Raw genomic sequence first — 13,274 nt, forward strand, 5'->3', positions numbered from 1 at the left:
ATTGCTTGCCATCACGCTCACCGTCCCACCCCTGCATCGGAAACTTCGGCGACCTTCGCCAGTTCGGCCCGGACTGCGAGCATGGCAGTGTAAGTGCAGTAGATGTGTTTGGGCACACCTGGCGCGGAACCGACGAAACAACGAACCGCCTCAGGCAGATCCGTGTCCGTCCGGGTCACGCGCACCTGATCGTATTCCAGGCGCAGAGCCATGTCCCACGCGCGCACGCCGGAGATCATATCGACCCCGCCTTCACGCAATGAGGTGAAATCCACATCCCACAGCCAGCTCATGTCACGGCCGTCGGCGTACTCATCGTTGATGGCAATCATGGTGCGGTGGCCGTCGGGCGGGAAGCTCGCCAACGACATGCGGAATCCCATAGGGTTCTTGACCAGCAGCAGTTCGACCGGCGCGCCATTGACTTCAATGACCTCACCACGTCCGAATGCCGGGGTGACATAGGAAAGCGCCCGCATGAGACGCGCATCACGGGCGTGGGGCAGGCTTGTATCGGCCGTGGGAATCACCTCGGTGACGGCGCGTACGACGGCGAGCGCCGCAGCGGCATTGAACAGGTTGTACATGCCTTCAAGTTGTACGGTGGCGGTGAATTCCGCGTTGTCCATCGCGAATTTTGCGACGTGATCGTCCACATGCGTCAGTATCACGTCGGCATGGACAGGGCTTTCCGGCACGGCCGAACCGTTGGCGCTCAGGTTTTCGCCGGCCGACCGGGAAGCCTTGTCTTGTTGACCGACCGGCCGGGGTTCGTCGGCAGTCCTATGGTCGTCCCCGGCATCTTGTCCCGTGGAATGCATCGCGTCGTCCGTTGGGAACAGTTTGCGCAGGTCATCGGAAAGACCGAAATACCGCACCCGCGTACCTTTCGACACCACGCCGGCGAGCGCAGCAATACGCCGGTCCTCACGGTTGAGCACGACGGTGCCGGTGGTGGCCGCTGCTACCCGTGACAGGAGGCGGGCGGTGTTGTCGATTTCGCCAAAACGATCAAGCTGGTCGCGCATTACGTTAAGGAGCACGGAATACCGTGGCTTGACCTGTCGAACGAAATGCACCGCATAGGCCTCGTCCAGCTCCAGCACGGCGATGTCCGCGTCGAGACGACCACTCATGGATACCTCGGAGAGCAGCGCCGAGACTACTCCACGCGTGAAGTTCGAGCCGGTCGGGTTCGTGAACACCTTGAGACCGAGGTTCTGAAGCATCGAGGCAATCATGCGGGTGGTGGTCGTCTTGCCGTTCGTGCCGGAAACCAAAATAACACCATATGGCAATGAGTCGAGTGTACGGGCCAGAAAACCGGGGTCGAACCATTCCGCAACGCGGCCGGGCAGCGCACTGCCACCGTGCCGAGTAACCCGCAGTGCGCCACGCACCGCCTTGCCGATCGCCGGTGTCGCGAAGGCGCGCCAAGGTCGTTTTGGGGTCGCCGTGCCGTCGGTGTCGGACGAGGCTTTGGTCGCGAGACCGACCGTGGAGCCGGCCAACGGGTCAGTTACGGAATCGGTGATGGAACCGGCCGCCGAATCAGCCCTTGACTCAGACCCGGCAATGCCGCCCCTGGCCTGCTCCGAACCCAGCGCATCCTGCGTCGGCCGCGCTGCATCACGCTCATAGTCGACAGGCAATGATTCGCCCACGTTCACACCCCCTGGTTGTTGTAGTCTTGCTGCGGCATGTCCTTGAACTTCGACGTGGAGCCGAGGAACGCAAGGTTGAAGGTCTCCGTTGGGCCGTTACGATGCTTGGCCATGATGATGTCCGCCTCCCCGGGTCTGTCCTCCTTGTCGTAGGCGTCCGGCCGGTGCACCAGGAAGACCACGTCCGCGTCCTGCTCGATCGAACCGGACTCGCGCAGATCGGAGAGCTGCGGTTTTTTGTCGTTGCGCATCTCAGGGCCGCGGTTGAGCTGCGAAAGGGCCACGACCGGCACCTCCAGCTCCTTGGCCAGTAGCTTGAGCGCACGGGAGAACCCGGAGACCTCCTGCTGACGGCTTTCCTCCTGCTTGCCGCTGCTCATCAGCTGCAGGTAGTCGATGACCACGAGCTTCAAATCGTTGGTTTGTTTCAGACGCCGGCACTTCGCGCGTATCTCCATCAGGCTCATGTTCGGGCTGTCGTCAATGTAAAGCGGTGCGCCCTGCATCGAGTTCCAGAAGTTGTTGAGCGTGTTCCAGCGTTCCGGTGTGATGTCGTCGGCGCGGCGCATGGCCGTGAGCGGTATGTTCGTTTCGGCGGAGATGATGCGCTGCGCCAGCTCCACCTTGCTCATCTCAAGGGAGAAGATGATGGAGGTCATATTGTGATGCAGAGCCGCCGACCGGGCGAAATCGACGCCGAGCGTGGATTTGCCCATCGCGGGACGGCCTGCCACCACGATCATCTGGCCGGGCTGCAGACCCTGTGTCACCTCGTCTATGTCACGGAACCCGGTGGGCACTCCTTTTTCAAGCTCGCCTTTTTGCAGGCTGTCGAGCTGGTCGAGCGTCTCCTGCACCACCGGTCCGATGGCCGTGTAATCCTGACGCACCTTGCCCACGCTCATCTCGTAGACCTCGGACTGCGCGAGGTTGACGACCTCTTCGGCCTGCGAGCCCTCGGCGGAATAGCCGAGCTGAGCGATTTTCGTACCGGTGACGATGACGTTTCGCAACACGGCCCGTTGGTGCACGATCTGCGCATAATACGTGGCGTTGGCGGCGGTGGGGACCGAAACGACCAGACTGTGCAGATAATCGACGCCCCCCACTTTTTCAAGGTCGCCGTTCTTGAGCAGTTCGTTGGCCACCAGCACGGCGTCCACCGGCTGCGAAGAGGAGAACAGGTTGATGATCGCCTCGTAGATCGTCTGATGCTTGGGCTGGTAAAAATCACGCACCTCGATCATCTGCGAGACCTCGCCGATGGCATCATTGCTCATCAGCATGCCACCGAGCACCGCCATCTCAGCGTCGTCGTCGTGAGGGGGCACGCGATCCGCGAAGGCCGCGCTACCCGCCGTCGAAGTCAAGCCCGCGTCGAAGCCGTTGCGCGAGTCGTTCCGAAAATCACCGTCTGCCATGGCGTCCAGTCTAGGCTGTGGCGGCGAGCTTCTACGCCCTGCGGCGCAAAGCTTTACGACATCATGGCATAACGAGCCGGCCGGCCGCACAAATACATTACATCGCCATGCAACACATTTTCCGCCACGCCGCTTCGCCGACCCCTCCGCGACCCTGAGCCACCCTCGCGACACAGGACCGCCGCACGCGTTCCATGCCGCACCGCAGCGCACCCGCCCCGATCATCTTACCCTGGCATACAATCACACCGCCCCACTGCATCGACGCATCACTTCACGACTCCACGTCACGAACTCGCATCGTGACGCCGCCCAAAATCCCAAAGCACGGCATTCGCCGTCACCCGCGATATGAAAATCATCGTCAACCGTCACTGTCGCACGGAATGGCGCCTCCACCCTTGGCAGGGTTCCATCCTTTCCGCATCATTCAACGTAGTTCATGACACGCACGGACTTATCGTGTGGATAAAAAAGGTGAGTTATCCACATTTTAGGCATGTTCCAGTGGACAGCGCACAGAGTTATCCACACCGTGGGGATAACTCTGTGCACAACTTGGGGATAAGCGGTTCCAGTCAACCCGTCGATTTGCTTAATCAACATATCCGTGGTAGCCACACCTGACCAAATTCACCAACCCCAACACCCATCTCAATACGGAGTCCCATCTCCGGCTTATCGACGGTTCCATCAACATCGCGATCGACACCTCCGAGACGACTCACGACAGCGTGCTCAATTCGTCTTCCGCCCCGCCTCCCGCGCAACACATCACAACGCGCCCCCTCCCTAAGCCAAAACCGTCTCCCCCCCCCCACCAATATGCGGCATTCCGGCAGGCCCGCGATTGCTTTTAGACGTCACGAAACATCACGGCCACCGGCTTCACGCACAGGAAACTTTCAAATCAAAACCGGTTGGGATATGATGAGGCGGCGGACGGGCCAAACCGCTCACCACACGGCATTTCAGACCCGCATCGCGACAACGCCAATGGCCGTTGCACGACCGCATCCGCAACAACCCCGGAAAGAAGACCGACCCCAGATAATGACCGTCCAAACCAACATCGCAACGCGACAAAACGACAATCGTGGCACGACCATCGACCCCGCCGACCCCACCGGCCAACCCATCGATGGGCCAGCCGACAACGCCCCGACGCCAACCGCGCCAAGGCCCGGAGAGGTCGGGCCGAAGCTTGGGCGGCGGCGCATCAATCGGCAGATCATGGCTCTGGCCATCCCCACTTTCGGTCAACTAATCGCCGATCCGCTGTTCGTGCTGATCGACACCGCCATCGTCGGGCACATCGGCGATGCGGCACTGGCCGGGCTTTCCATCGGCTCGACCGTGTTGCTTACCGCCGCGGGGCTGTGCAACTTCCTGGCTTATGGGACCACCTCCCGCGTCGGACAACTCATGGGCGCAGGCAAGCGTCGCGAGGGACTCGAAACCGGTGTGGACGGCCTGTGGCTGGCGCTGATCATCGGCATGGTGATTTCAGGGGCGATTTTCGCGTGGGCGCGGCCGCTGTGCACCCTAATGGGAGCTCAAGGCGAGGTGCTCGACCAAGCGGTCACCTACCTGCAAGCGGTGATTTTCGGACTGCCCGGCATGCTACTGGTCTACGCGGCGAACGGCATTTTCCGAGGGCTTAAAAAGGTGCGCATCACACTCGTCGCAGCGGTGCTCGGGGCCGCGCTCAACACCGCCCTCGATTTCCTCCTTGTGTTCGGGCTGCATATGGGCATTCTCGGTTCCGGACTGGCAACCCTTACGGCACAATGGTTCATGGGCATCTACCTGACCGCGCCTTCAATGAAATGGGCGCATGAGGCCGGCGGCTCGCTAGCACCGCGCCTGAGCGGAATCATGGCCAGCGCAAGCGACGGAGTACCGCTCTTTTTGCGCACGCTGGCGCTGCGGATCTGCCTCGTGACAACGGTAATTCTGGCCACGCATATGGGCACGCATGTGCTCGCGGCCTATCAGGCTGTCAATTCCAGCTGGAACTTCGTGCTGAACATGCTTGACGCCATAGGCATCTCCGGCCAGGCCCTGGTCGCCACGGAAATCGGCGCGAAACGCTACGACAACGCCCGCGAAATGACCCGCATCTCGGCACGGGCCGGGCTGTACGGCGGCATCGTCATCGCCGTCGCGCTGGCGGTGTTCGGGTTTACGGCGGCGCCACTGTTCAGCCCGAACATGGCAATCCAGCACCTGATCGCCACAGGGACGGTCGTCATCGCCTTGTTCCTGCCGCTGGCCGGCTGGATGTGGGCGCTAGACGGCATCCTCATCGGCGCCGGAGATTCCACGTACCTGGCCGCCACATGCGGCATCGTCACGGCGGTATATCTGCCATCGGCCATAGCGCTCGGCGTCCTCACGACTACCGCCCGGCCGAACGCCACGACGTGCACGGTGCTTCTGTGGGCCGTGTTCAGCATCATCTTCATCGGCGGGCGCAGCATATTCAACGGCCTGCGCGTCCGCACCGACCGGTGGCTAAAGCAATAAAGGGCAAGTAGCGGACGACGTAAGTCCATGCCTCGCCTATTATTTGTTAGTTAGCTAACGAATCATTAACAACGGGAAAGGGCGGCGCCGCCATGACAGATACACCGGACGGACGCCCCGAAAACTACGGACGCCTCTTGCAACAGAGCTCAAACGGCATGAGTCAGGAGCTGGGCCGTTTCGCCGCGCGCTACGGACTAACCGAGGTGCAGATGGCCGTCATCAACTTCCTGAGTGATCAGCCCGGCGAACAGGCTGCGCAGCACGACATCGAGATTGAATTCCACATCCAGCGCTCAACCGTCACCGCCACATTGCAACGAATGGAAGCGGCAGGACTGTTGACACGGTCGGTCTGTCCCGATGACGCACGGCGCAAAACCGTAAAACTCACCGCACGTGCACGGCGGGACGTCGAAGCGATCCACCGCTACATCGACGGCGAGCAACGCGAATTCGAGCGGCGGTTCTCGGCCGACCAGATCGACGATTTCAAAGCCATGCTCGCCTTTTTCGCGCGCCGACGGCAGACCGTCGGCCCAATCGACAGCAATCCCCCACAGTAAAACGCTTCCAACGAACTCAGACCCTCAACATTTGGCATTTTACGTTTCATGGGCGTCGTTCAACGCGACCGGTTCACGATGCCGAATCATTGGAATTCCAGTGGTCCATCGTGCCGGAATCGGCCTGACGCAAACATGCGTCCAAGGAACGGAAACCTTCGGCAATATAAGGAAATTAAGGAAACACCAACGAATATGTCAATATCAGGCAATACAACCAGCGCGGCAGGCATCGCCGCGAACCCCGACAAAATCCCAGGGAGGGTCTACGGATCTTTCGTGGCGGCGGGCCTGCTCTCATTGAGCGGCGTGGTAGTGGAGACGGCGATGAACGTCACCTTCCCCACACTTATGCATCTTTTCAAGGTCAGCACCGACACCGTGCAGTGGCTGACGACCGCCAACCTTCTGGTCATCGCGGTGATCGTGCCCCTCAGCGCCATGCTTAAGGCACGGTTCCGCACCAAACCGCTTTTCATCACCGCGAACCTCGCATTCCTCGCAGGCACGCTGCTTGGCGCGCTGGCCCCGAATTTCCAGACGCTTCTGCTGGCCCGCGTCATTCAGGGAGTGGGCGCCGGCATCGCGCTGCCCCTCATGTTCAACATTATCATCGAAACCGCGCCACCGCGCAAAATAGGCATGATGATGGGCTTGGGAACCCTGCTGACCGCCGTCGCGCCCGCCATCGGACCGACCTTCGGCGGCTTGGTCGTGTCCTTCACCAGCTGGCGCGTGATTTTCGTATGTCTCATACCGATCGTGCTGGTTTCGCTGGTGCTCGGCGTGATGTGCATCGAGCAGAAGAGCCGCATCCGTCAGGTGCACTTCGATGCAATCGGCATCGCGCTTATCGCACTGACTTTCGGCGCGCTTATCTACGGATTCAGCTCCATGACTACCAAGCCCCTCATGTCCCCGAACGTGGCGGGCGCCATCGTCATCGGCCTGATCTCTCTGGTGCTGCTGTGCATGCGCGAACTGCATGTCACCTCGCCCATCATCGACATCCGAACCCTGAAAAACCTCCGGTTCGCCGGCTTCGCTTTGGCTTTCTTCCTGCTGCAGGCCGTCTCGCTGGGACTGTCGTTCATACTACCTAATTACCTGCAACTGGCAGGCGGCGCGAAACCCCTGGTCGCCGGACTTCTGCTGCTGCCAGGAGCGGCCGTCGGCGCCTGCTTCGCCCCGCTCGGCGGACGCATCCTCGATGCCATAGGACCCAAGCCTCCGCTGATCGCGGGAGGAGCGTGCGCGATCGTATCGATGGCGTGCCTGTTCGTCTTCGGCCACGGCCTTTCGAATGCCGCCGTATGCGGGCTCTACATTCTCTATATGCTTGGCATCGGCATGAGCTCCGGCAACATCATGACCACAGGACTGAGCCATCTCGAACATGGGCAGCAGAGCATGGGCAACGCCATCTTCAACACAGCACAGCAATTCGCCGGAGCGGTCGGCACATCGGTGGCGGCTGCGATCCTGGCTGCCGGGCAGGCCGCCGTACCGCACGACCTCGCACTCGGCACGGCCAACGGCGCCACCATCGCCTTTGGGGTGCTCCTGGCTGGTCTTATCATCGAACTGATCGACGTGGTGCGTTCGCTGTTCTAAGCGGATACCCTAGCGTCTGATCGCACCCCCTCCCCAACAGGATCAGTTTATATTATTGAGCCGCCCCCTTCACTTAAAAAGGGGGCGGCTCAATAAATCGTATCCGCATTATTCTCGGCGTAGCGGCAACGTTTCACCCACCTTTTTCATAGGGCACCAAACGCTACCGTACAAAACCGAAACTACTCCTCGATTTCGGGGCGGCCAGGCTCGGCCCACAGCGTATGGAACGCGGCGCCTTCCGGAGCGTCCACACGGCCATAGGTATGTGCGCCGAACAGATCGCGTTGACCCTGGATCAGCGCTGCGGGAAGACGCCCCGAACGCAGGCCGTCGTAATATGCCAGCGAACTGGAGAAGACCGGCACCGGGATGCCGCACTCAGCGGCACGAGCCACGACACGACGCCAGGAATCCTGAGCCTGTTCGACGGCCTTCTTGAAGTACGGGGCGAAAAGCAAGGAGACATCGGCCTCACCGGACTGGAAAGCGTCGGAAACCACGTTCAGGAACTGGGCGCGGATGATGCAGCCGCCGCGCCAGATGCGCGCGACCGCGGCCATGTCAATATCCCAGCCGTACTCCTTGGCACCGTCGCTGATCTCATTGAAGCCCTGCGCATATGCGACGATCTTCGACGCATAGAGCGCGTGACGAATATCCTCGATGAACGCGGCGCGATCGGCATCACTGATGCTGAGGCTGCCGTCGGGGCCGGTGAGTCCCGCCTTCTGCGCGCCGGCACGCAACTGCGGCTGACTGGAAAGAGCGCGGGCGAACACGGCCTCGCCGATGCCGGTAACCGATGTCCCCAGTTCCAAAGCGGTCTCGACGGTCCATGTGCCGGTGCCTTTCATGCCGGCGCGATCCACGATCACGTCAAGCAACGGCTTACCGGTCTTTGCGTCCTTCTGATGCAGGACGGTGGAAGTGATCTCGATGAGGTACGAGTTAAGCTCACCCTTGTTCCACTCATCGAACACATCCCCAATCTGATCCGTCGACATGCCCAGACCCCTGCGCATAAGGTCATAGCTCTCGGCGATCAGTTGCATGTCGGAGTACTCGATGCCATTATGCACCATCTTGACGAAATGGCCGGCACCGTTCTCTCCGATGTGGGTTACGCAAGGCTCGCCTTCGGCCACGGCCGCGATGGATTTGAGGATCGGCCCCAGCGTCTTCCATGATTCCTCGGTGCCGCCCGGCATCAGTGACGGCCCGTTGAGGGCGCCCTCCTCACCGCCGGAGACGCCGCAGCCGACATAGTGCAGGCCACGCGCACGAATGGCCTTCTCGCGGCGAATCGTGTCTTTGAAATAGGAGTTGCCGCCGTCCACGATGATGTCGCCCGGCTCCATCGCATCCACCAAAGCGTTGATGGTGGCGTCGGTGGGCTCGCCGGCCTTCACCATGATGATGGCCGTCCGCGGCTTTTTCAGGGCGGCGACGAACTGCTCAATCGACTCGGTGGGCACGAAGTTTCCCTCGTCGCCATGCTCGTCCATGAGCTTTTCGGTACGTTCGTAGTGCCGGTTGAACAACGCCACGGTGTTGCCGTGATGCGCCAGGTTCCGTGCGAGGTTCGACCCCATGGCCGCAAGTCCCACCACTCCTATATTCGCTGTAGCTTCCGCCATAATTCGCCTTATCGCCTTTCAAATCGACAATCCCACAGTGACGCCACCCGCATGGTGACGCTATGGATTTGCACTTTCACCCACAGTCGCGGTCAGAGCGCAAATCATCACATTCACAGTCTATCGCCAACGTCCCACAGAAAACAGCGCCAATGGCCGCCAAAGGTCGCGCCAGTCGAAAACCTCCGTGGAGCCAACGAGCCATCGTATAAATCGCAGGGGTTTTCAAGCATAACCGAGACTCACGTGAACCGTATCACATATGGGCGTGCCCGCAGCAAATCCCGGCAACAGCCACTAGGTGAACCGCCGTCCACATGCCCACCCGGCGCCAAAACGCTGAACGTCTACTGAATGAACAACACCCGGAGCGTATCGTCCTCCTCTTGCGTCAATCCGTTCTGAAGGCAGTATTGCCCAACCGAACCATACTCGTGTTTGATGTCGCGCAACACACCGCGAATGAGCTCAGGCGGCGAAGCCAACAGAGCGGTCTGCGCCGCAGAAACCTCACCGACCCCATCCGAATCATCATCAAGCCCGGCCATCACGGCCTTTTTGAACGCTTCACCAAGGTTCGCGCCGGACTGCGCATAGCAGGAGACGACCATATCCTCACTCACCCCCAAAAGGCTCATGAGAATCGCCGAGGTGATGCCCGTCCGGTCCTTGCCGGCGGTGCAATGGATGAGCATGGGGTGCCCGCTCGGCGTCGCCAGCTTTTTGAGAATCGAGATGATACGGTCCGCCGACCCGAACGCGATGTCGTGGTACATCCTCGCCATATCGACGGCATTGTCGCCGGAATCGCTCTGATCCGAGGAATTTGCGACGCTAGGGCTCTCAGACTCGGAAGTCGAATTCGAAACGAGGCCGGAAGCATTTTTGGAATCCCCCTCAGAACCCACATGGGCATCGCCATGGAGTTGCGGCGCCCGCGAAACGGTGTCGTCCTTGATCAGTGGGACTCGGTCCACATGAATATCATCCGGCAGACTGTAGGGCCACTGCTCGATTTCAGCCGGATCACGCAAGTCCACGACCTCTTTGACGCCAAGACCCTCCAGATCGTCGACTCCGTGCTCGCCGAGGAAGTTCAGTCCGGCCGTACGGAAGAACAGCCCGTCGCGCAGGTGATGCCCATCGACAGTGGGATACCCTCCGATGCCGCGCGCGTTGGGCACGCCGTCAATGCGAATCCCCGCGCCATCCCCCTCGGGACGGTAGGCTAGGTAGGATTCATCACCTCCGGTCACAGCGGCCCCTCGTCTCGTCTTGTCATCGACACCGCTATCCGTCATATGTGGACCCCTTTCAGAACGGGTGCGAACCAGTTCAATCCGTCAAACAAACAATACCGCCATATTACCCGACCATGACGAATCTCGTCGCATGCACCTGGAACGTGGTCATATCCCTTACATCAGGTGTGGCCCCGCATAACTCAACCGCGGATAAGCGACCTCATCGGGGAGGGATATCGAGTGCCGAACGCAGCCATCGGTGTCGGACATGCTTATTCGTCATACCCAAGTCCCGGTGCATGCGATACAAGATGAGCGTATGGGTCCTTCCCCGCACGCCGACAGACAGGCATCGTGTCCTGTTGACGGATCGAACACGCTCAGGACAACGAAGGACGGCCACTTACCCCACCAAGGCGCGGCGAAGAACGATTTCACTCTATTACCAGCCGAATCTCACCGAGGCCGCCGGAAACGGCAATCACCAATCAGTCCAGGGTCGAACGGAACATGCGGCTCGCTTTGGTACCAGTAGGCCACGGAAGCCAGGTCGTCCGAACGCTCGAACAGACCGGACTCATCGGTGCCGATCTGCTGAATGGTAACTTTGATGCCTTCATGGAAATAGATGGGATCGGGAATGTGCCATCGGTATAGGCCGCGCATCACCGGCGTCGATTGATCCCAATAGTCGTTTTCGCGCCCGACGAGGGTCTGGGAGCGGAAAGGAAAACCAACGAACGGTGCGCAATACGTCTGTTCTCGCATATCCCCGCTGCCTCGACCCTCGAACGAACCGAAACTCCAGGCCCCGCCGAAATAGTCCTCGGTGCCGGTGCTGGTGACAGTCGGGTATTCGACATCGCCGTCAAGATACATTTTGACCTCGCCCTCGCCCCACCAGCGGCTTTCGAGCGCCGTGTGAGCCAGGTAAGTACCGACGTACACCCCTTGACCCCGCACATCATCAAGGATGACGTAATCCCGCGACTGGCTGGTGACCCGCTCGCGACGCCATTGCGCATGGAAACGCAGCGCGTTCTGCGGCAAAGGCTCCTCCGTATAGTCGATCTGATAGAAGAAGCCGTGCACGTCTTCGTTGTGTCCGCTACGCAATACCACTTTGGCATGCTCGAACGGCATCGAGAAATAGCAGTTGAACCCACGGTTGGGAGCCACCACCACAGGCAACGAGTCAACCGCACAGGCCTGCGCATGCCCACAACAGAAGAAATCCCCGATCGGGCACACGACACTGGGATCATCCTCGCCGTCCCAATAGAACTCGAGAATCAGATTACGCAATACGTTCTGGCCGGTCGGACCGGTCCTGTCAGTCACCGTCATCCAGATATGCCGAATGACGCCCGGCCCATCCACATCCATCAACGTCACGGCGCCACCGGCGGGCACCACGTCAACGCAGGGCGATCCTTTACGCGAGGGGCCCAACGTGCCGGCCGCCATCGCCGCCACCCCCTTGCCCCCGGTCGGGTTCTCCGCATTGACGCACCTCGATCGCCGCGCGCCAGGCGCCGTCGCCAAGGCATCGAGCAAGCCAAATCCCGAACCCATTCCCGCACCTCCCCTGAGGACTGGATTCGTCACTGTTTCATTCATCTCGAAGCCTTTCTTGTTTTGTTCTTGTACAAACTCATTCAATAATGGCGCGCCACCGTCATGCTTAGGACCATTTTTACTTCACGGCCCCGGCAACGATACCTTGATTGAGTTTGCGCTGGAAAATGACGAAGAAAATGATGGTCGGAATAATGCTTAGCAACGATGCGGCGGCCAAGGTGGTCGCATCCATCGTATGCTGCCCTTGTAATGTAGCCAAGGCCAACGGCACTGTCTGCACACTGTCGTCCATCAGAAAAGCCATCGGAATCATGTACTCGTTCCAAGTCCAAACGAAGAAGAAAACGAACAACACACTGATGGTCGGCCACGAAATCGGAAGCACCACGCGCAACAAAGTCTGCCAACGATTTGCCCCATCTAAAGTGGACGCTTCCAGAATCGCTTGCGGGAATGTTCCATAGACCGCCGAAAGCAGATAAGTACCATAAGCGCTCTGTATGACAGTGAAGATGATCATGATGGCCAATTGCGAGTTATACAGACCAATACGTTTGAACATGGTATACAACGGATAGAGCAGCGCCTCTTGCGGCATCATGTTCGCCAACATTATCATCAGCACGATCCAGCGATTGCCCTTAACCTTGCCGATGCCCAATGCAAATGAGTTCAGCACAGAAAGCATAACGCCCAGTACGGCGACGACCAGCGAAATCAGGAGGCTATTGACGAATTTGACCGGAAAATGACTGGTATTCCAGAAAGAGACGATGCCGCTCATAGTCGGATGCGCCGGCATGGTCAGCGGCCCAGAGGCATTATAATCGCCTATGGTCTTGAACGCATTCATCGTCAGGATGACGAGCGGGCTGAGCATGACGATGGCGCCAACAGACAAAAGCACCAGAACCAGCCAGTCGCCCCAAGAACGGATGTGCTTGGCCTTAAGTGGCACCTCCTCCGCCTTTTTCTTCGAACTCATCTTAGCCCGTATGGAAACTTCCGACATTGC

Annotated in this window: 9 protein-coding genes; 3 read left to right on the forward strand and 6 right to left on the reverse strand. The window is 59.7% G+C overall.

All coding sequences use genetic code 11. The features are described 5' to 3' along the window. Positions 1-17 precede the first annotated feature (17 nt). Together BBOH_RS06890 and dnaB are read right to left on the reverse strand one after the other, a co-directional pair. Entirely contained in the window at positions 18-1,412 is a 1,395-nt protein-coding gene (locus tag BBOH_RS06890) for a Mur ligase family protein (protein WP_033521644.1), read from the reverse strand. A 254-nt stretch (positions 1,413-1,666) separates the two neighbouring features. Further along, on the reverse strand, positions 1,667-3,085 hold the full coding sequence (gene dnaB / locus BBOH_RS06895; RefSeq protein ID WP_081930401.1) for a replicative DNA helicase: 1,419 nt from the start codon (positions 3,083-3,085) through the stop codon (positions 1,667-1,669). A gap of 1,053 nt (positions 3,086-4,138) precedes the next feature. On the opposite strand from dnaB, the gene BBOH_RS06900 reads away from it, so the two are divergent. From BBOH_RS06900 to BBOH_RS06910, 3 genes are all read left to right on the forward strand, one after another. Then, a complete protein-coding gene (locus BBOH_RS06900) occupies positions 4,139-5,614 on the forward strand; it encodes an MATE family efflux transporter (protein ID WP_081930402.1) in 1,476 nt (491 codons plus the stop codon). Positions 5,615-5,706: 92 nt separating this feature from the next. Further along, positions 5,707-6,180 (forward strand): MarR family winged helix-turn-helix transcriptional regulator, encoded by a 474-nt coding sequence (locus tag BBOH_RS06905; protein ID WP_044098259.1) that lies wholly within the window; start codon positions 5,707-5,709, stop codon positions 6,178-6,180. 195 nt (positions 6,181-6,375) lie between these two features. Continuing rightward, positions 6,376-7,794, forward strand: a complete 1,419-nt coding sequence (locus tag BBOH_RS06910; RefSeq protein WP_044098260.1) for a DHA2 family efflux MFS transporter permease subunit — start codon at positions 6,376-6,378, stop codon at positions 7,792-7,794. A gap of 182 nt (positions 7,795-7,976) precedes the next feature. Here BBOH_RS06910 and gndA read toward each other — a convergent pair whose 3' ends face one another. The 4 genes from gndA to BBOH_RS06930 form a co-directional block, all read right to left on the reverse strand. Next, the gene (gene gndA, locus BBOH_RS06915; protein WP_033521550.1) at positions 7,977-9,434 is read right to left on the reverse strand and encodes an NADP-dependent phosphogluconate dehydrogenase; all 1,458 of its coding nucleotides are present in this window, start codon (positions 9,432-9,434) and stop codon (positions 7,977-7,979) included. 347 nt (positions 9,435-9,781) lie between these two features. Beyond that, positions 9,782-10,735, reverse strand: coding sequence for a tyrosine-protein phosphatase (locus tag BBOH_RS06920; protein WP_033521548.1), 954 nt, complete (start codon positions 10,733-10,735; stop codon positions 9,782-9,784). Between the two features lie 399 nt (positions 10,736-11,134). Further along, the gene (locus BBOH_RS06925; RefSeq protein ID WP_033521546.1) at positions 11,135-12,253 is read right to left on the reverse strand and encodes a glycoside hydrolase family 172 protein; all 1,119 of its coding nucleotides are present in this window, start codon (positions 12,251-12,253) and stop codon (positions 11,135-11,137) included. Positions 12,254-12,374: 121 nt separating this feature from the next. Then, positions 12,375-13,244: a carbohydrate ABC transporter permease gene (locus BBOH_RS06930; RefSeq protein ID WP_033521635.1), complete on the reverse strand. Its 870-nt coding sequence runs from the start codon at positions 13,242-13,244 to the stop codon at positions 12,375-12,377. Positions 13,245-13,274 lie beyond the last annotated feature (30 nt).

Origin of the sequence: Bifidobacterium bohemicum DSM 22767 (assembly GCF_000741525.1) — a bacterium.
GTDB lineage: Bacteria > Actinomycetota > Actinomycetes > Actinomycetales > Bifidobacteriaceae > Bifidobacterium > Bifidobacterium bohemicum.